General features: G+C 64.2%; 19 protein-coding genes. 12 read left to right on the forward strand and 7 right to left on the reverse strand.

Features of this window, described 5'->3' with window-relative positions; all coding sequences use genetic code 11:
• The 5 genes from V6M52_RS12530 to hflX form a co-directional block, all read left to right on the forward strand.
• Positions 1-683, forward strand: a 683-nt coding sequence (locus V6M52_RS12530) for a sigma 54-interacting transcriptional regulator (RefSeq protein WP_332701266.1), incomplete at its 5' end; no start/stop codon positions are given.
• Between the two features lie 217 nt (positions 684-900).
• Positions 901-3,231 (forward strand): sensor histidine kinase NtrY-like, encoded by a 2,331-nt coding sequence (locus V6M52_RS12535; RefSeq protein ID WP_332687895.1) that lies wholly within the window; start codon positions 901-903, stop codon positions 3,229-3,231.
• Entirely contained in the window at positions 3,231-4,613 is a 1,383-nt protein-coding gene (gene ntrX / locus V6M52_RS12540; RefSeq protein WP_332687896.1) for a nitrogen assimilation response regulator NtrX, read from the forward strand. Before V6M52_RS12535 ends, ntrX begins: the two co-directional genes overlap by 1 nt.
• Before the next feature lie 185 nt (positions 4,614-4,798).
• The gene (gene hfq, locus V6M52_RS12545) at positions 4,799-5,050 is read left to right on the forward strand and encodes an RNA chaperone Hfq (RefSeq protein WP_332691486.1); all 252 of its coding nucleotides are present in this window, start codon (positions 4,799-4,801) and stop codon (positions 5,048-5,050) included.
• Positions 5,051-5,061: 11 nt separating this feature from the next.
• The gene (hflX, locus tag V6M52_RS12550; RefSeq protein ID WP_332691483.1) at positions 5,062-6,417 is read left to right on the forward strand and encodes a GTPase HflX; all 1,356 of its coding nucleotides are present in this window, start codon (positions 5,062-5,064) and stop codon (positions 6,415-6,417) included.
• Here the strand turns inward: hflX and mazG are convergent.
• From mazG to V6M52_RS12565, 3 genes are all read right to left on the reverse strand, one after another.
• On the reverse strand, positions 6,414-7,223 hold the full coding sequence (gene mazG / locus V6M52_RS12555; RefSeq protein ID WP_332691480.1) for a nucleoside triphosphate pyrophosphohydrolase: 810 nt from the start codon (positions 7,221-7,223) through the stop codon (positions 6,414-6,416). The genes hflX and mazG overlap by 4 nt on opposite strands.
• Positions 7,224-7,559: 336 nt before the next feature.
• Positions 7,560-8,228, reverse strand: coding sequence for a phosphoribosyltransferase (locus V6M52_RS12560; protein WP_332691477.1), 669 nt, complete (start codon positions 8,226-8,228; stop codon positions 7,560-7,562).
• 20 nt (positions 8,229-8,248) lie between these two features.
• Complete coding sequence (locus V6M52_RS12565; RefSeq protein ID WP_332701267.1) at positions 8,249-8,815, reverse strand: HPF/RaiA family ribosome-associated protein; 567 nt, start codon at positions 8,813-8,815, stop codon at positions 8,249-8,251.
• A 225-nt stretch (positions 8,816-9,040) separates the two neighbouring features.
• Here V6M52_RS12565 and V6M52_RS19990 point away from each other — a divergent pair, with 225 nt between their 5' ends.
• A complete protein-coding gene (locus tag V6M52_RS19990) occupies positions 9,041-9,397 on the forward strand; it encodes a CoA-binding protein (protein WP_442881859.1) in 357 nt (118 codons plus the stop codon).
• A 132-nt stretch (positions 9,398-9,529) separates the two neighbouring features.
• Here V6M52_RS19990 and V6M52_RS12570 read toward each other — a convergent pair whose 3' ends face one another.
• On the reverse strand, positions 9,530-10,456 hold the full coding sequence (locus V6M52_RS12570) for an MYG1 family protein (RefSeq protein WP_332701268.1): 927 nt from the start codon (positions 10,454-10,456) through the stop codon (positions 9,530-9,532).
• A gap of 157 nt (positions 10,457-10,613) precedes the next feature.
• Here V6M52_RS12570 and fgd point away from each other — a divergent pair, with 157 nt between their 5' ends.
• The 6 genes from fgd to V6M52_RS12600 all read left to right on the forward strand — a co-directional run bounded on the left by fgd (position 10,614) and on the right by V6M52_RS12600 (position 16,334).
• Entirely contained in the window at positions 10,614-11,630 is a 1,017-nt protein-coding gene (gene fgd / locus V6M52_RS12575; protein WP_332701269.1) for a glucose-6-phosphate dehydrogenase (coenzyme-F420), read from the forward strand.
• 26 nt (positions 11,631-11,656) lie between these two features.
• Positions 11,657-12,487 carry a coenzyme F420-0:L-glutamate ligase gene (gene cofE, locus V6M52_RS12580; protein WP_332685853.1) on the forward strand — a complete coding sequence of 277 codons (831 nt, stop codon included), beginning with the start codon at positions 11,657-11,659 and terminating at the stop codon, positions 12,485-12,487.
• A gap of 7 nt (positions 12,488-12,494) precedes the next feature.
• A complete protein-coding gene (locus V6M52_RS12585; RefSeq protein WP_332701270.1) occupies positions 12,495-13,442 on the forward strand; it encodes a putative F420-0 ABC transporter substrate-binding protein in 948 nt (315 codons plus the stop codon).
• Positions 13,439-14,452 (forward strand): putative F420-0 ABC transporter permease subunit, encoded by a 1,014-nt coding sequence (locus tag V6M52_RS12590; RefSeq protein WP_332701271.1) that lies wholly within the window; start codon positions 13,439-13,441, stop codon positions 14,450-14,452. Before V6M52_RS12585 ends, V6M52_RS12590 begins: the two co-directional genes overlap by 4 nt.
• Positions 14,449-15,231 carry an ABC transporter ATP-binding protein gene (locus V6M52_RS12595; RefSeq protein WP_332701272.1) on the forward strand — a complete coding sequence of 261 codons (783 nt, stop codon included), beginning with the start codon at positions 14,449-14,451 and terminating at the stop codon, positions 15,229-15,231. The genes V6M52_RS12590 and V6M52_RS12595 overlap by 4 nt, the downstream gene beginning before the upstream one ends.
• Before the next feature lie 101 nt (positions 15,232-15,332).
• Entirely contained in the window at positions 15,333-16,334 is a 1,002-nt protein-coding gene (locus tag V6M52_RS12600; RefSeq protein WP_332685857.1) for a TIGR03842 family LLM class F420-dependent oxidoreductase, read from the forward strand.
• A gap of 159 nt (positions 16,335-16,493) precedes the next feature.
• On the opposite strand, the gene V6M52_RS12605 is transcribed toward V6M52_RS12600, so the two are convergent.
• The 3 genes from V6M52_RS12605 to V6M52_RS12615 form a co-directional block, all read right to left on the reverse strand.
• Positions 16,494-18,350 (reverse strand): adenine deaminase, encoded by a 1,857-nt coding sequence (locus tag V6M52_RS12605; protein ID WP_332701273.1) that lies wholly within the window; start codon positions 18,348-18,350, stop codon positions 16,494-16,496.
• 5 nt (positions 18,351-18,355) lie between these two features.
• Entirely contained in the window at positions 18,356-18,937 is a 582-nt protein-coding gene (locus tag V6M52_RS12610) for an AAA family ATPase (RefSeq protein ID WP_332701274.1), read from the reverse strand.
• On the reverse strand, positions 18,937-19,529 hold a 593-nt coding region (locus V6M52_RS12615; protein ID WP_332701275.1), incomplete at its 5' end, for a glutamine amidotransferase. The genes V6M52_RS12610 and V6M52_RS12615, both read right to left, overlap by 1 nt.

A 19,529-nucleotide genomic window follows, 5' to 3' on the forward strand; every position in this document is an offset into this window, starting at 1 on the left:
TGCAGGAGGGCGAATACACCATGGTCGGCGGGCGCAGTTCGATCAAGACCAATGTCCGTATCGTCGCCGCCACCCACCGCGATCTCAGCCAGATGATCCGCCAGGGCCTGTTCCGCGAGGACCTCTACTACCGCCTCAACGTTGTGCCGATCCGCCTGCCGCCTTTGCGCGAGCGCGTCGACGATGTGGGCGATCTGGCCACGCACTTCCTCAAGGTAGCGCAGCGCGAAGGCGAGCCGATCAAGTCCATTTCACCCGAAGCCATCCGGCTGATGCAGAACTATTCCTGGCCGGGCAATGTGCGCGAGCTGGAGAACCTGGTGCGGCGCCTCTCGGCGCTCTATGCCGACGAGAGCATTTCCGCCGAGATCGTGCAGAACGAGCTGAATATTGCTGAACGCCCGTCGGCGCCTGGCGCCGCAGGGCCGATGGACGTGTCCATGGCTGTCGAAACCCATGTCGGGCAGTTGCTGCGCGAATATGAACCCAACCTGCCGCCCGCCGGCCTCTATCAGCGGGTTATCGACCGCGTCGAGGCGCCGCTGATCGCCATGGCGCTCAACGCCTGCGGCGGCAACCAGATTAAGGCGGCCGATCTGCTGGGCCTTAACCGCAATACCCTGCGCAAGAAAATCCGGATGCACAGCATCGAGATCGTCAAGCATAGCCGCCGGAACGGGTAGCGGCCCGTGCGACCAGAGGACCGCGTTTTTTGGGACGTCTGGGCCCTGCGAGCGTAGCTCTTCGGGCCTGATCGCCTGAAAACACGCCACTGGCGTGTTTTCCCGCCGCAGGCGGCAGCGATCAGTGTCACATTTTGGCAACAATTATCTTGAAGGGTCGGCCAAATTGGGTCAGGCTCTGCCCCTTGCGGCGGAGATGGAGTGCCTTGCGGCATTTATGAGTGAAGAAGCGGCGAATGAGGAGCCCCAGCAGGGTGTCGTCAGCGATGCGGCCAAACCGGCGCGGTCGCTGTTTTCGACTGCCCACAATCGCCCTCTGCGCATCCTCGGCTTCATCGTGGTCTTTGCCTCGGTCCTGATGTCGTCGATCTCGTTCCTGATTCTGTCGGGAACCACCAATATCGAGCCCTCCACCACCGTCTGGACCGTCATCTGGATCGTCACGGGCGTCCTGGTGCTGCTGGTGATCGCCCTTGTGGTTACCGAAGCCGTGTTGCTGATCCAGGCCCGCATCCAGAGGCAGGCCGGTGCAGCCATGCAGATTCGCATGGTCACAATGTTCGCTCTGGTCGCGGCCATTCCCGCCGCCATCGTTGCGGTCGTCGCCACCATCGCCCTCAACCAGGGGCTGGACCAGTGGTTCTCCGAACGGACCCGCGCCATGGTGGAAAGCTCGCGGCTGGTGGCGCGCTCCTACATGCTCGAGCACGCTCAGGTCTTGCGGGACGATATCATCTGGGTGGCCGAGGAACTCGAACAGGCCCATGCCACCTATGACGCGGACACGGAACGCTTCGAGCGCATCCTGACGGCCCTGGCGGTAACGCGCTCCTTACCCTTTACCTCGCTGGTCGACTCTGAGGGCGAGACCTTGATGCGGGCCCAGATCGCGGTGCAGGGGGCCTATCCCCAACTGCCGGCAGGCATCACCGAAGGGCTGGTGGAAGGCATACCGGCGGCCATCGCGCCCGGCCGGATCAACCTCGTCGGCTCCGTCATCAAGCTGCGCGGCTATGACGACACCTTTCTCTTCGTGGCCCGGCCCGTCGAGGCCGAGGTGCTCGAATATATGCAGCTTACCGACGAGAACATCACCGAGTACCGCGAATATGCGTCGAACCGGCTGGTCTTCCAGATTACCTTCACCATCATGTATGTCGGCCTGGCGGTCGTGCTGCTGCTGGCCGCGCTGTGGATCGGCATCGCGCTCGCCAACCGTTTCGTCGATCCCATCAGGAACCTGATGATCGCTTCGAACCGCGTGCGCAGCGGCGATCTCGACGTACAGGTACCGGTGCTGGAGGGCAGGGGTGACCTGCGTGACCTGTCGAACGGCTTCAACCGCATGACCCAGCAGCTCAAGAGCCAGCGCGAGGCGCTGCTGACCGCCAGCGAGATGAACGAGAAGCGCCGTCAGTTTACTGAGGCGGTTGTGGAAGGCGTGTCGGCCGGCATTATCGGGCTGGACCCGTTCGGCGCCGTCACGCTCGTCAACGCGCGCGCCTGCGAAATGCTCGACCGCGAGGAAATCGACCTGATGGGCGAGCCCATCGAAAAGGTCATGCCGCAGCTGGCGCCAGCGCTTGAGCGCGCCCGCTCGGCGCGCCGCGGACAGGTGCGCGACCAGATTCAGCTCGGCAACGAGACGGACCGGCGCACCTATCAGGTGCAGCTGACGCGCGAAGGCTCGATCACCGAATCCAAAGGCTATGTTCTGACCTTCGACGACATTACCGACCTCGAATCGGCACAACGCACCAGCGCCTGGGCCGACGTGGCGCGGCGCATTGCCCACGAGATCAAAAACCCGCTGACCCCGATCCAGCTCTCGGCCGAGCGCCTCCGCCGCCGCTACGGTGCGCGGCTGGAAGACGACCGAGACGTGTTCGACAAATGCATCAACACCATCGTGCGCCAGGTCGGCGATATCGGTCGCATGGTCGACGAATTCTCCGCCTTCGCCCGCATGCCCGAGGCCGCGCCGGAGATGGCCGATCTTTCAGATACGGTCCGCCAGGCCGTGTTCCTCGAAAGCGTGCGCCTGCCGGAGATCAGCATCCGCACCCTGCTGCCCGAGGATGCCATCTATGCCTGGTTCGACAATCGCCTGATTGCGCAGTCGATGACCAACCTGATCAAGAATGCCGTAGAGGCCTTTGAAGCCGTGGAAATGTCCAAGGACTGGACCCCGACGATCACCGTTGAGGCGCAGGTCGAAGGCAACCACGCCCGGGTTGCTGTGTCCGACAACGGCAAGGGCTGGCCCAAGGAAAACCGCCAGCGGCTGCTGGAGCCCTATATGACGACGCGGGAGAAGGGCACCGGGCTGGGCCTGGCCATCGTCGCCAAGATCATCGAACAGCACGGCGGCATCGTCGAGCTCATTGATGCCGAGCCCGATCCGAACGGTCGGGTCGGTGCCTGCGTTACTTTCACACTTCCATTGCAATCGCCCACCAAGTCTTCAGCGGCGGAAGCGCCCGACCAGTCGGCGTCCACATCCGCCCAACAGGAGGAACCGCTCACATCAGCGGTGGTTCACAAATAATGGCACTCGATATTCTTATCATTGACGACGAAGACGACATTCGCGAACTCATCGCGGGCATCCTTGAGGACGAAGGGTTTGAAGCCCGTCAGGCCCATGACGCCGACAGCGGCCTTAACGAGATCGCACGCCGGCGCCCCAGCCTGGTCTTCCTCGATATCTGGATGCAGGGCTCGCGCCTTGACGGGCTGCAACTGCTCGACGTCTTCCAGAGCCAGCATCCGGACATGCCGGTGGTGATGATCTCGGGGCATGGCAATGTCGAAACCGCCGTGTCGGCCATTCGCCGCGGCGCCTACGACTATATCGAAAAGCCTTTCAAGATCGACCGGCTGCTGCATATCACCCAGCGCGCCATGGAAGCGACCCGGCTGCGCAGCGAGGTGGCGGAGCTCAAGGAGCGCTCGGCGAGCAAGAGCGCCGACATGGTCGGCACCTCGCCGGCTTTGCAGCAGGTGCGCGGCATCATCGAAAAATCCGCGCCGACCAATTCGCGCATTTTCATCTCCGGCCCCTCGGGCGCCGGTAAGGGCCTGGTGGCCCGCATGATCCATCAGCGCAGCCCGCGCGCCGAATCGCCCTTTGTCGAGATCAACGCCTCGCTCTATGCTCCAGAGGAAGTGCCGGTGGTGCTGTTCGGGCGGGAAGCGCGGGAAAAGTCGGGTATCCTCAAGGTCGAGGTGGGTGCGCTGGAAAAGGCCCATGGCGGCACGCTTTATCTGTCCGAGGTGACGACGCTGCCGCCCCAGACCCAGGCGGCATTGCTGCGCACCCTGGTCGAAAACCGCTTCAACCGCGTCGGAGGCACCCAGGCGGTGCCGATCGACGTGCGCATCATCGCCTCCAGCTCGCAGAACGTGGCGGCCCAGATCGAGTCCGGCGAATTCCGCTCGGATCTGTTTCACCGCCTTTCCATCGTTCCGCTGCCGCTGACGCCGCTCAAGGAGCGGCGTGAAGACGTGCCGCCGCTGGTCGCTGTCTTCATCGAACAGGTCTGCCGCATGCACAATCTGCAGCGGCTGACGGTGGGCGACGATGCCATTGCCGTGCTGCAGGCCCAGGAATGGCCCGGCAATGCGCGCCAGTTGCGCAACTCCATCGAGCGCCTGCTGATCCTGATGAAGGACCAGCAGCCTGAGGACGGGGTGATCTCTGCGGCCATGCTGCCCTCCGACATTGGAGAGGTCCTGCCCACGGTGGGGGACACTGATGCATCGGCCCACCTGATGAGTCTGCCGTTGCGCGACGCCCGTGAAGTGTTCGAACGGCAATATCTGCTGGCCCAGATCGAGCGGTTCGGCGGCAATATTTCGAAGACAGCCGAGTTTGTCGGCATGGAGCGCAGCGCCCTGCACCGGAAAATCAAGTCGCTGGGGCTCTGAAAACGCTCTGATAATTTCTGACGTGCCATGCACATGGCGCGGTAGGCACGAAAAATGATCTGTGCCATAGTGCTCGTTGTGTGATGAATACACGCCGGCAGGGACTGGGCGGCAGTTCCAAAGCCGGCCGGCAGGCAATCGCAACGACAACAGCGACAAGCAATGCCGCGACAAAAGAGGCCTGAATGCCCAGCGAAAAGCAACCAAATCTCCAGGATTCCTTTCTCAATCACGTTCGTAAGCAGAAGGTGCCGGTCACGATATTCCTCGTGAACGGCGTGAAATTGCAGGGTGTGATCACCTGGTTTGACAATTTCTGCCTGCTGCTGCGCCGCGATGCCCAGTCGCAGCTGGTCTATAAGCACGCCATCTCGACCATCATGCCGGGCGCGCCGATCCAGCTGTTCGACCCCGAGCAAAACAACGACAGCGACTAACACGGGCCGCAATGACAGATTTTGACGACGAAGAGGCCGTCCGAAAGGGCGGCCCGCAGGCGTTTATAGACCGCCGCGAGCACCCGACCCGCGCCGGCCTGATAGTGCCCGACATACGCGGCCAGGTCTCCCAGCATTCGCTCGACGCCCGCCAGGCCGAGTTCGAGGGGCTGGCTGGCGCCATCCGGCTGGACGTCGTTTTTTCCGAAATCGTCAAGGTGCGCGAGGTCAAGCCAGCGACCTTTATCGGCGGTGGCCACACCGAGACTCTGGCGGCGCGGGTCAAGGCCGAGGACATCGACCTGCTGCTGGTGGATGCCCCGCTGACGGCGATTCAGCAGCGCAACCTGGAAACGGAAACGGGCGCCAAGGTGCTCGACCGGACCGCGCTAATCCTCGAGATCTTTGGGGAACGCGCCGCAACGCGCGAAGGCGTCCTGCAGGTCGAACTGGCGCATCTGAACTACCAGAAGGGGCGCCTCGTGCGCTCCTGGACCCACCTTGAGCGCCAGCGCGGCAGCGGTGGCTCGGGCTTCATGGGCGGTCCGGGCGAAACCCAGATCGAAAGCGACCGTCGTCAGATTTCGGATCGCATCGTGCTGCTGGAGGATCGTCTGGAAAAGGTCAAGAAGACCCGCGCCCAGCAGCGCCAGCACCGCGACGGCACGCCCATCGTGGCGCTTGTCGGCTATACCAATGCCGGAAAATCAAGCCTGTTCAATACCTTGACCGGGGCAGGGGTGTTCGCCGAGGATCTGCTTTTCGCCACCCTCGACACCACCGTGCGCAAGCTGGGACTGCCGCATGGCCGCGAGGTCGTGCTGAGCGACACCGTGGGGTTCGTTGCCGACCTGCCCACCGATCTGGTGGCTGCCTTCCGGGCAACGCTGGAAGAGGTTCTCGACGCCGACGTGATCCTCCATGCCCGCGACGTGGCCAATCCGGACCATCCCGCGCAGGCCATGGATGTGCTCAAGGTGCTGGGCGAACTGGGCGTTTCAGCCGAAACCACGCCGATCATCGAGGTGTGGAACAAGGTCGACCTGGTCAACGAGGCCGATCTCGTCGGCATCGTCGCGGCCAGCAAGGTGGCTGGCGTGGTGCCGGCCTCGGCCAAGACCGGGCAGGGCCTTGATGCGCTGAAGCTCGCCATCGAAAAGGCCCTGGCCGAAAAGAGCCGTACCTACCACGTCCATGTGCCGCATACGGCCGGATCGGACATCGGCTGGCTGCATTCGCATTCGGAAATCGTCTCACGCGACGAGCCGACCGAGCAGGGTTCCGGCTTCATCGTTCGCATCGAGCCGCGCCACAAGGCCGAGTTCCTCGAACGCTTCAATGGCCGGATCGAAAGCTCGGACGCCTAGCTCTTGTCGGCCGCCCGCACTTCGTTCCAGTAGCGGTCCAGCCGCTCGAGGCCCGCCGCCGCGGGTTCGACCCCATCCTCCCGGCAGCGCGCCTCCACATAGTGGAAGCGGCGGGTGAACTTGAAATTGGCATCGCGCAAGGCGGCTTCGGCATCGACGCCGGCATGACGCGCCAGATTGGCCACCGCGAACAGCAGGTCGCCGATCTCCTCATGCACCGCGGCGGCATCGCCCGACGCCTGAGCCTCGGCCACCTCGGCCAGTTCCTCTTCGACCTTGGCCTTCACCGCCAGGAAATCCGGCCAGTCGAAGCGAACCTTGGCGGCCCGCTTGGTCAGCTTTTCGGCGCGTGCCAGGGCAGGGAGCACATTGGGAACGTCGTCCAGCACTGACGGCGTGGTTTCGCCCCTGCGCGTGGCCTTGGCGGCGCGCTCCTCGGCTTTGATGGCCTCCCATCGGCCCTTGGCTGCATCCGAACTGCCGGCATCCAGATCGCCGAACACATGCGGATGGCGCCGGATCAGCTTCTCGGTGATGCCATAGATGACATCGCCAATATCGAACTGACCCAGTTCGCTGGCCATCTGCGCATGATAGATGGGCTGCAGCAGCAGATCGCCGAGCTCTTCGCGCAGATCGCCAAAGTCCTCGCGCTCGATGGCGTCGGCCACCTCATAGGCTTCCTCGATCGTGTAGTGGCGGATGCTCGAGAAGTCCTGCTCCAGGTCCCATGGGCAGCCCCCGACGGGATTGCGCAGGGCGGCCATGATCTCGATCAGGCGGGAAATATCGCGGGAGGGTTGCATCGGCATCTCAAAAGCGAGGGGAATCATCGGCAGCTTAGCAGCTTGCCGGTCAGCGGTGCTGGATACAGCCTGTACCGGCCCAGACGAAAGGGAATTCAGACATAGAGATAGTGGCCGGTGGTGATGACATCCTGCCTTGATACGCACCTCCGACTTGAGCGACTTGTCGCTTGCCGTTCGCGACGTCAGTCGCCCAATGGAATGCCGCCACGGCTCAGGGGACCAAAGGGCGTTCTGCAGACACGCTTGGGCCCGTGCGTCCAAGCTGTGTTGAGAGCCAAGTCAACAAAGACCTCTGCAAATTGCCAACCCCCGAGATCGAAGCCTATCTCACGGCTATGCGTCAGCTCCCTTAGTTGGCTTTGCCGGTGGTGCCGAGGTCAGGGCCTGAAGGACCTCTTCATCTTCAACCTGCCCAAAGTCGGCATAGTAGAGCCCGATAGCCCCAAAAGCTTCATGCGTCTCCAGGCAGATGACGTCGTCAGCCTCGCCCTGCAGGGTGCGAAGAACGTCTGGGGACGCGACTGGCACCGCCACGACGATCCGGCGTGGATGCCTGGTGCGCAAGGCGCGGATGGCGACGCGGATCGTGGCACCGGTGGCAATGCCGTCATCAACGACAATGACGGTGCGATCTGTCAGCGGCGGGAATGGTCGTTGCGCAAGGTAACGCTGCCGCCGACGATCGATTTCAGCCAGCTCCCGGTCCCGTATCGCTGCAAAATTGGCCTCCGAGACCTTCGCCATGGCTATGACGTCCTCATTGCGGAAGACCACGGGCTCATTGCCATCCACGATGGCGCCCATTGCCAGCTCGGGCTGTTGCGGAAGGCCGATCTTGCGCACGATCAACAGTTCAAGCGGCGCATCAAGTGCATGGGCGACCTCGGCGCCAACTGGCACACCGCCTCGGGGCAGCGCGATAACCACGGGGCGATCATTCCGGAACTTCTGCAGCGCCCGAGCTAGCCGCTCGCCGGCGTCCTTGCGATTGTGAAACGGCATGGTGACTCCTTGTCTGGTAGTCAGATGACGTGGTGCTTTCCCAGCAGGTGTACCGTGCTGGCCTGAAGACCCTTTTCGCCAGCTGAAGCCACAAACCGGACCTCGTCGCCGACCTTCAGCTTGTCGAAAGCGCCCTTCAGCACCGCATTGCGGTGGAAATAGATCTCCTGTCCGTCCGAAGCCTCGATGAACCCATAGTCGTCGGCAGCAATGAACCGAGCGATGCGCCCGTGATCGGGTGGCAAATGCTCCTTGACGTCGCCCCGCGCTTCGCGGGCGGCATCCTCGATTTGCCGCACGGCCGCAGCGAATGCGTTGCGGATGGCGACCAGGGGATATCCGTTCTCACCCTCGTCGGCCGGCATGCGATCGACCACTATCTCCTTGTGGCGTGGCATCGCGATGCGCAACACGACCTTGTAGACGTCGCCGTGCCGATGACGCGTCTTGGGCGCCTGGATGACGACGTGACAGCTGGTCAGGCGGTTGCTGAACTTTTCCAATCGTTGAACACATTTCTCAACCTCGGCGCGCATGGCGTCGGTGGCTGAGCAATTGCGAAAGACGATCTCGATGGGTACCTGCATGCATTCCTCCGGCCGCTCTTGCAGCGGCCTCCAAAGGCGGCGGATCGTCGCCCGGACGGCTGCTCTAGACATTAAGTCCGCGGAGCCGTTCTGGTTGTTGATGTGCATCAAAATATCGGCGATGGCCGTGCGTAAACTTGTCATCGCACGTCGCCACTTATGCCGTCGGCGGCGATCGCGCCTTTTCCCCGCGCAGCGTCGCCCTGAGGCGGATTTGCCGGGGCGATCGTTCCCGTCAACTCAAATACCGGGAGCTATCGCGAAGGGCCTGCTTTGCGCGTGGCTGACCTTCCGGAAGTTCCCGATCTCTGCGTCATCGCCACCCCGGCACAGGCCGTGCCCGGTTTGATCGAGGAGATCGGCCAGTTCGGGGGGAGAGCGGTCGTTGTCATCACCGCCGGTGTCGGCAGTTGCGTCAGCGCATGCTTGAGGCCGCACGCCGCCAAGGTGCACGGATCATCAGGCCCAATACGATCAGCCCGCTGGCGCCACTGGTCAGGCTCGATGCGAGAAAGGTGGGGCTGCCGTTGTCATCTTACGCTGTCCAACCCGCGCGGCATGGTTTGTCACGTTATGGGGTAGGTTGTTACCTTATGGAGTCCGACACAGTTAGCGGCGGCGGAGCAGGCTGCAAGTCGCACGTCAGTATTTCGCATAATATATATTATGGAACTAAAATGGATGCGAGAACCGACGGATTGTCTGGATATTTGGTCATTCCGCCGCCTGTGAGGCTGCCTCGCTGACCGCCAGTTCAGCCATGGCGAGCACAGCCTCGCGCGTCCTGGCAGCGGCCACGAAGCGACCATTGTGGCAGAAGCTGGCGCCAACGACGCCGCTGGCCGCTTCCAGCTCGCTATTGCTCAGGCCAGCCCAGGCCGCCGGCAGATCGGCGCGAACCTCGAAGCCTTCATCCGAACGGCGGATGGTGGTCAGGCACCAGTCCTTGTCGCGCGGATGCACGACGAACAGCAGATGATCGGCGCCGGCCTTCTCGATGGCGGGCCGGAATGGCATGCCCATCGGCAGCTCCAGCACGCGACCCGGGCCGGTCGCCACGATGGCTTGCTGCACGATTGTTTCGGCACGCAGCTTTGCCGCCCTGCGTCCGATGCCGGCCTCGACGAAACTCCGGGCAATGGCCAATGCGCTGTGAAACGCCCTGTCGTCGGCGTCCGGGTCGGCATTGTCGAAATCCGGCTTCAGCGTTTCCAGCAGCCCGGACAGTGACAAGCTGGCCAGCGGTCCGCTGGGGCTCGCCGCGCCATTGTCCACCAAATCAATCGGCAGCACGAAGCCAGCGTCGAACGACGCGTGTACCGCCTCGACATGCGCCTTGGGGACGCCGGAAGCCGCCAGATAGTCGCGGCCAAAGCGCCTCCAGACCAATCCGAATGAGCTGTATGGCTGGCCATCGTCCCGCAGCGGCGCGCCGCGCTGGTGATGGTCGAATATCTGGGCCGCAGCGTCATAGGCGCCGCCCACATCGTAGATGATGCGGTCTGCGCCCGGCGTGATCCATTCCGGCGCCCTGCTCCGAACAATCCGGGCCTGCGGAAACAGCCGCGTCAGCACGACGCTGGACAGCAATTCATCGGCATGGAAGCCACCGGAATGGGTGACGAGGAAATCTGGAATCATGCCGGAAACGCCTTGTGTGCTGGCCGAATTGCCACCAGATAGAGCATTGCTGGCCGGGTTCACAATACGCTATTCACCTGCCACACGAATCCGATGGACAATTTTGACCATTTGGTCAAAAGTATGCCGACGCCGCCGAGCATTTGGGAGAATGGGCATGCGCTTCGGGTACAAGGCCTCGGCCGAACAATTTGCACCCAATACCCTGCTGAAATTCGCCATCGAAGCCGAACAGGCCGGCTTTGAATCGGTCTTTATCAGCGACCATTTCCAGCCCTGGAAGCATACCGACGGCCACGCGCCTTTTGCCCCCTCCTGGATGGCGGCTGCCTTGGCCCGCACGGAAAAGCTGGTTGTCGGCACGTCCGTGCTCACACCGACCTTTCGGCTGCACCCGTCCGTCGTGGCCCATGCTTTCGGCACGCTTGGCGCCATGTTTCCCGACCGCGTCATTCTCGGCGTCGGCACCGGCGAATCCCTCAACGAGGTTCCCTCGACCGGCATGGTCTGGCCCGAACTCAAGGAGCGCTCGGCGCGCCTGCGCGAGGCCGTGACGCTGATCCGCAGGCTCTGGAGCGAGGAACGCGTCAGTTTCGACGGCGAATTCTACAAGACGCAGAACGCCACCATCTATGACCGACCGGACAAGATGGTGCCGATCTACCTGGCCGCAGGCGGCCCCCTCAATGCCAAATATGCCGGCCGCGCCGGTGACGGTTTCATCTGCACCTCCGGCAAGGGCGCCGAGCTCTATGTCGATCAATTGCTGCCCAATGTCGCCGTGGGCCGGGCCGAATCCGGCCGCGCCGAGCTGCCATTCGAGCGCATGATCGAGGTGAAGGTTTCGTTCGATCCCGATCATGAGCGGGCGCTGAACGACACGCGCGGCTGGGCCGCATTGTCGCTGACCGCCGAAGAAAAGCACTCCATCGAAGATGCGGCCGAGATGGAGCGCCTCGCCGCCCAGCTTCCGATCGAGCGCATCGCCAAGCGCTGGATTGTCTCCAGCGATCCCGATGAGCATGTCGCCGCCATCAAGACCTATATGGATTATGGCTTCGACCATCTGGTCTTCCATGCGCCGGGCGAGGACCAGAGCCGGTTCATTGCACTCTATGCCAGGGAAATCCTGCCGCGATTGCGCGCCCTTGCCCCTGCGACCTCCGCCCGCTAGCGAGCCGCCAGGACGGAAAACCGATCATGCCAATGCCGCGCTACACTGTCTGGGGCGTAATGGGTGTCCCCGAAATCGGACCAGGGGACGACCTCGTCGCGCTGATCGCTGCCGCCGTCGAACAGTCGGTGGCCGTCGATCCGGACAACCGCCTTCAGGATGGCGATATCCTCGTCATCACCAGCAAGATCGTCTCCAAGGCCGAGGGCATGCAGGTGCCGGTGGGCGACCGCGAAAAGGCCATCGCTCAGGACACCGTCCGCATCGTGGCCGAGCGCGTCCATCCCGGGGGCGTCACCCAGATCGTCGAGACCCGCCATGGCCTCATCATGGCCGCGGCCGGTATCGACACATCCAACGTCCCGGACGGGCTGGCCCTGCGCCTGCCCGAGGATCCCGATCGCTCCGCGCGCCAGCTTTGCCTTCGCCTGCGCGCCCATTTCGGTGTCACGCTGGGCATCATTGTCACTGATACGCTGGGTCGCCCCTGGCGCGTCGGCCAGACCGACGTGGCCATCGGCGCAGCCGGCATCGTGGTCACCGACGATCTGCGCGGCGGCGTCGATGCCAATGGCAGGCCGCTCAACGTCACCATCACCGTGCTGGCGGACGAGCTGGCCGGCGCAGCCGATCTCGTCAAGGGCAAGGCCAGCGGCATTCCGGTCGCCGTGGTGCGCGGCCTCGCGCGCCTCGTCACCGATACCGACGCCCCCGGCGCCCGCACCCTGGTGCGCCCCGTGGACGAGGACATGTTCCGCTTCGGCTCTGCCGAGGCCTACCGATTGGGCTACGAAGCCGCGCTCGCCGAAACGCGCGAAACGAGCCCACCCCCTTCCAAACGCGTCAAACAGGACTGATCCAAAAATGCGCCCCCTGCCCTTGTCTCTCGGCCTTGCCGTTCTCCTCGCCTCCTCGGGTCATGTCATGGCCCAGACCAGCTATCCGCTGACCCTCGACAATTGCGGCTTCGCCGTCACCCTGTCGCAGGCGCCCGAGCGCGTCGTCACCATCAAGTCGACCACCACCGAAATGCTGCTGGCGCTTGGCCTCGGCGACAAGATCGTCGGCGTCGGCTTCCAGGATGGCCCCGCGCCGGAACCCTGGACCAGCGCCGCGGCCGCGCTGCCCGTGCTGTCCGACAAGCTGCCATCGCAGGAAGTGGTGCTCGAGGCCGAGCCCGAGCTGGTCTATGGCGGCTGGGAGAGCAACTTCGCCGCCGATGGCGCCGGCGAGCGCCCGACCTTGGCCGGATTGGGCGTCGCCAGCTATGTCTCGCCCGCCGCCTGCCGCTCGATCAAGCCGGCCAAGCTGAGCTTTGACGGGGTCTTTGCCGAGATTGCCGAAATCGGCACCATCTTCGATGCTGGCAGCAGCGCCGACGCCCTGATTGCCGAGCAGCAGGCCGCGCTGGCCACGATTGCCGCCGATACGCGCGACCTGACGGCGCTCTGGTATTCCTCGGGCACCAAGACGCCCTATGTCGGCGCCGGCAGCGGCGCCCCGGCCATGATGCTGGAGGCCCTGGGCCTCGACAATATCATGGCCGACGTGGATGAAGGTTGGGTCTCCGCCAGCTGGGAAGCCGTCGTCGACGCCAATCCCGACGTCATCGTGCTGGTCGATGCGGTATGGAATTCCGCCGAGCAGAAGAAGAAGCTGCTGGCGGAAAACCCCATCACCAGCCAGCTCGACGCAGTCGCCAGCCAGCGCTACCTCATCGTGCCCTTCCCCGCCTCTGAGGCCGGCGTGCGCAATGTCGGCGCCACGGCAGACATGGCGGCCCAGCTCGCCGGGCTCAGCTTCACGCCGTGAACCGGCCCACGCTGGCAACGCTCGGACTGGGCCTGCTGGCGCTGCTGCTGGCCAGCATGGTGCTGGCCGTGACCTTCGGTCCGGCCGACATCGCTCCGGTAGAGGTCTGGCAGACCATCGCCCATCACCTTGGCCTTGTGGCCGAGAGTCCCGTCAACCGCCTGCGTGACGCCATCATCTGGGAACTGCGCCTGCCCCGCGTCCTCACCGCCGCGGCGGTTGGCGCGGGCCTGGCCCTCTGCGGCGCCGTCATGCAGGCCCTGACCCGCAATCCACTGGCCGATCCCTATCTGCTGGGCCTCTCCTCCGGCGCGTCGCTGGGCGCCGTCGCCTTCCTGCTCATGGGGGCCTCGCTGCTGATGCCATTGGGCGCCTTTCTCGGCGCCGGCGCAGCCATGGCGCTGACACTGCTGGTTACCCAGGCGCTGGGCGGCGCCACGCCGACGCGGGCCATCCTGGCCGGCATTTCCATCTCGGCCCTTGCCGCCGCCGCCACATCCTTCCTCATCTTCTGGTCCGCAACCGGCGATTCCTACCGCGAAATCCTCAGCTGGCTGATGGGCTCGCTCAGCGGCGTCGTCTGGTCCGAGGCCCTGCTCGTCCTCGCGGCGCTGGCTCTTGCTGGCCTGCCGGTACTGCTCTCCGGCCGCGCGCTCGATGCCTTCGCCTTTGGTGACACAGCCGCCGCCACGCTCGGCGTCGACGTCGCCCGCCTGCGCTGGTGGTTATTGTGCGGCACGGCGCTGCTGACCGGCGTGCTGGTCTCGATCGGCGGCGCCATCGGCTTTGTCGGCCTCATCATTCCCCATGTCGTGCGGCTGATGACCGGCTCTCGCCATCGCGTCCTGCTGCCAGTCGCCATGCTTCTCGGCGCCAGCTTCATGGTCTGGACCGACACAGCGGCCCGCAGCCTCTTTGCCCCCCGCGAGCTTCCCGTCGGCATCATCACCGCCCTGCTCGGCGCGCCAATCTTCCTCGCCGTCCTGCTCAGATATCGGCGGATCACATGAGCGGGTTGATCGTCTGCGATGTCACCGTCCGGCTGGGGTCCCAGACCATCCTCAGCGACATTGCTCTGACCGCGGCGCCCGGCACCGTCACGGGGCTGATCGGCCCCAATGGCGCCGGCAAATCCACCCTCATGCGGGCCATTCTGGGCCTGGCGCCCTTGGCATCCGGCGCAGTGACCTTCGATGGCGCGGACCTGCTCGCCATGCCGCGCCGCACCCGCGCGCAATTCACCGCCTTCGTCGAACAGAGCGGCTCCACCGACGCCCGCCTTACTGCAATTGAGGTGGTGACGCTGGGGCGCATCCCCTTCCAGTCGGTGTGGCAGGCCACCCCCTCCCCCGATGACGCCGCCCATGTCGACGCCGCCCTGGCAGAAGTGGACATGACCGGCTTTGCCGCCCGCCTCTATCACACGCTGTCGGGTGGCGAGCAGCAGCGCATCCAGATCGCCCGCGCTCTGGCGCAGCAGCCGCGTCTGCTCATCCTCGACGAACCCACCAGCCATCTGGACGTCCATGCGCAACTGACTACGCTCGACCTGTTGCAGCGACGGGCGCATGCCGGCGCCAGCGTCTTGCTGGCGCTGCACGACCTCAACCTGGCGGCCGCCTTCTGCGACTCGCTGGTCGTGCTGCATAACGGTCGCCAGGTTGCCTTCGGCACGCCCGAGCAGGTGCTCACCCCTGCCCTCTTGCGCCAGGTTTATGACGTCGACGCCACCCTGCTGCGCCATCCCGGCAGCGGCCGCCCGCTGATCGCCTACGACCTGCCCGGCTGAATCGGCAGAGCGCGTGCAATTGCGATTGACAATCTTGCCGCGCCGACCCAAAAATTTGATCGACTGGTCAAATTTCTGACCAATGCATGCGGGAGGCGCGAATGGAATTCGGCATCACCTTCAAAGGCTTCATCGAGGCCGAACGAGCCCGCTATCTGGTGCGCGCCGCCGAATATGCCGGCTTCAGCTATTGCTGGTTCTACGATTCCCACATTCTCTGGCGCGATTGCTACGCCGCCATTGCCATGTGCATGGAACACACCGAGGACATGCGCTTCGGCCCACTGGTGACCAATCCCGACGTGCGCGACTGGTCCGTCGCCGCCTCCATCTTCGGCTCGCTCTCCAAGCAGAGCGGCGGCCGCTTTGATCTCGCCGTCGGTCGCGGCGACAGTTCCATGCGCGTCATGGGCAAGAAGCCGGCGACCCTCGCCCGTGTGGCGGACTTCATCGCCAAGACTAAGGCCATGGTGCGCGGCGAGGAAGTCTCCTATGGCGAAATCCCGGCCGCGGTGAAATTCCCCTGGGCCGTCGGGCATGAAATGCCGAGCTGGATCGCCGCTTACGGGCCGTTGGCGCTCAAGACTGCGGGCGAACACGCCGATGGCGTCGTGCTGCAGCTTGCCGATCCCGGCCTCTGCAAGTGGTTCACCGACCAGTGCCTCGACGCCGGCAAGGCCGCCGGCCGCGACATGTCCAAGTTCCGCTCCATGGCCGCCGCGCCGGCCTATTTTGGCGACAAGGCCCGCGCCATCGAGGCCACCAAGTGGTTCCCGGCCATGGTGGGCAACCATGTCGCCGACATCGTCGAGAAATACGGTGCCGACAGCGACAAGATCCCCCAGAGCCTCACCAGCTATATCGAAAAGCGCCGTGGCTACGACTATTCCAAGCACGGTCAGGCGGACAATCCGTTCCTCGATTTCATCACCCCCGACGTGGTCGAGAACTTCTGCGTGCTGGGCGAGCCCGACGAACACATCGCCAAGATCCACTCTCTCAAGGATGCCGGCGTCACCCAGTTCAACATCTATCTAGACAGTGGCGACGAGGAAGAGATCATCGCCGGCTACGGCCGCCACGTGATCCCGGCGTTCCGGTAAAGCGCGCAAATCACCCATGCCTCAGTCGGCACCCTCCCCCTTGTGGGCTTCAAACCGGCCAAAGGCAAAATCGCTCCGGTGGAGCGATTTTAGGTGAGAAGGATCGAGGGTCGGGGACTGCGATCCCGCAGGTCACGCAAGCGGCTCAGATAGTGCCCTTCACCACACGATGGAATGGGTCTTCCCGGTCGCCACATTGACGAATCCCTCCGGCGCCAGTGGCGATGGGGCCACCAGAACCCAGCGCCAGGGCGCGCAGGTCAGGGTCGCAAAGGCCAGCCGCTCCGGGAAACCGGGCCACCAGCGCGGCGAGAAGGTCGGCTCATACATCCACTCGATGCTTTCGCCTTCGCGATAGAGCGCCTGCATCTCGGCATCGAGCTCCGCGGCCGGCCGGCAGGTCATCAGCCCACCCACCTCGTAGCGCACCGTCGCCACCAGTTCGCCGCGCCGCACCAGCGCCCAGCCGCCCTGCGTTTTCCGTAACGCATTGACCGCCTGTGCCATAGCCGCGTCAGACGAGCCGACCACCCAGATATTGTGCTTATCATGCCCCATCGAGCAGGCCAAAGCCGTGTCCGCGGTCTTGGGGCCAGTCCCCAGCCAGAACATGCGCGCCGTCTTTCCCTCGCCCGAGAAGCGATCGACGATGGCGAACTTGGTGATGTTGCGCGCGGCATCCCGCTGCACGAGGCCATCGACGGCCGGCAATTCCGTGGTGATGAAGTCATCGGTCCAGTGGAAGGGGCGCAGCAAGGCGGCTCTGACGCTCTCGCGCCCATCAGGCGCCACGATGGCAAAGTCCGCTGCCGTCAGCTCCCGGTCGATCTTGACCGTCTGCGTCGCCCAGTCCGGCCACTCGATGCGGGGCAGTGCCCCCACATAGTCCCTGCCCCGCGACACCTGCGCGCCATCGGCCCAGACTTCGGCAATGGAGAGGCTCGCCAGATCGTCCAGCAGTACGAGATCGGCAAAGCGGCCTGGCGCGATCGAGCCGACCCATGGCGTCAGTCGCATATGCCGCGCCGGGTTGATCGTGACCAGTTGAATGGCGATCTCCGGCGCGAGCCCTGCCTCAATGGCCAGCCGCACATTGTGGTCCGTCCCCCCCAGCTTCATGGTGTCCGAACAGGAGCGGTCGTCGGTGCAGAGCGCAAATTGCGACCAGTCCTGCTGTCCATCGGCCAGCAGTCCGGTCACGATCTCCTTGAGCGAATGCGGCCGGATTTCCATGAACAGGCCGCGCCGCAGCTTGTCGGCCACCTCCTCTGGCGTCCAGGCCTCATGGTCCGACGCCATGCCGGCGGCGGCAAAGGCGTTGATATCGTCGATGGCCCGCATGCCCGCCGCGTGCCCCTCGACCACCCCGCGCTGCTCGAAAGTGGCGCGGATCATCCCCCAGAGTCGCTGGTAGGATGGGTTGTCGGGGTTCCACACCGCAGGCCAATCCATTACTTCATCAAGTCCGGCTACCATCATCTGGTTGCTGATAAATTCGCGCTGCTCATCATAGCCGAAATGTCCACCGCCCCACTCGTAGGCCGTGGGCGGCACGGCCGAGCCAGGCAGCGGGAAGATCTTCATCGGCGATCCGGCGAGACGCGCCTTCAGCCAGAATTCCAGGTTCTTTGGCCCGTTGACGTTGGAGAACTCGTGGCTCGCCTCGCAGGTCCAGGTGCAGCCATGCGGCAACACCAAAGCCGCCTCATATTCGGGCGTCAGGTGGCTGGATTCGATATGCTTGTGCACTTCGCCAAAGCCGGGCACCGCCGCCAGATGCGAGCGGTCCACCCATTCGTCCACCACACCCGGATATTTCCCCGCTGGCCCCACCCAGGCGATCCGGCGCCCCGATACGACAATCTCCTGATCGTCATGCCAGCGCCGGCCATTGACGTCGAGCAGGCGCCCGACGTGGATGGCGCGCGTCGCCGACCGCTTGCCCAGCGCCACCAGCGCCAGGTGCTGGCGGATGCGCACTTCGTCGGCGGCATTGATCAGGAGGTCATCGGGCATGTCCGTCACGTCAGCCTGCCCTCGTCCAAGGCCTTGATGATCCAGTCACGATATTTCTGTTCCTTGTCACTGACCTCCGGCATCACCCGCGAGGCCTCCTCCATGAAGAAACGATAGTCGCGGCCCATCTGCTGGCCCCGCAGCGTGTCCATGTCGAGTGCCACGTCCGGAATCTCCGGCTGCAACTCGCCCAACGCCGTACCTCGCATGGCCCAGTTGACCATGTCGTCGGTGGTCCGCTCCTTGGGAGAACCCGCCAGGACACGGATGGCATGAGCGGCAAACAGGAACCGGTCCCCACCCGGCCGCTGGTAGCGCTTGTGCTGCTGGTAGAGTGTTTCGACCAGCACCGGCGCCTGCACATTGCCCAGCCCGATATCCTCGACGGCGATGACGCAGAGCCGCGACCACAGCATCTCCTCCATTTCGGCGCTGGTGAGATACATTTCCCAGCCCAGCAGCAGCACATTGTCGAGCATGCCGCGCCGCAGGCATTTCTGCAGCGCGGAAATCACCTCATCGGCCGCAAAGCCGTGTTCAGTGGTGGTGCGCTGCCACGGATCGGGCGGCTGCTGTACCTTTGTCATCAGTCTGCTCCCGCTGCCCAATCCACGATCTGGCCCCAGAGCCGATCATAGCCGCTCCACTCGACAAATTCCGGCGGCGCCCAGTGCGGGCCGCAGTCGGACGCGAAGGCCACCGCCCTGCCCTGGCCGAAGCCGCCCGTCACCAGCAGCGGATCGTCGCCGACCACGGCCACCACCGTCGCATCCGGCTTGGCCACCAACTGGTTATAGCCCAGAAGCTGCGGCCATTGGCCTTCCAATCCGGCCGCAAGCGGATGGCCGGCATCGCTCACCACCGGCGTCACACCCTGCGGACATTCAATCCGGTCGTCGTGCCGATGCAGCGTCACCGGTAGTACTTCCTCGATCGCCGAGCCGGCATATTGCGCCTTGGCGTCGATGCCCTGGAAGGTCAGGTAGCCGCCCACCATGACGAAGCCGCCGCCCTGGCGCACATAGTCGCGAATGGCGTGCAGGCGATTGGGCAGGATCTTCGAGCGCACGAAGGTATCGGGATGCAGCAGCAGCGTATTGGCCCCGATATCGGAGAGAATGACGCAGTCATATTCCGCCAGCGCCTCCACCGTTCCCGGAAATTCGCGCGCCGCGACGT

The organism is Devosia sp., assembly GCF_036676215.1.
GTDB lineage: Bacteria > Pseudomonadota > Alphaproteobacteria > Rhizobiales > Devosiaceae > Devosia.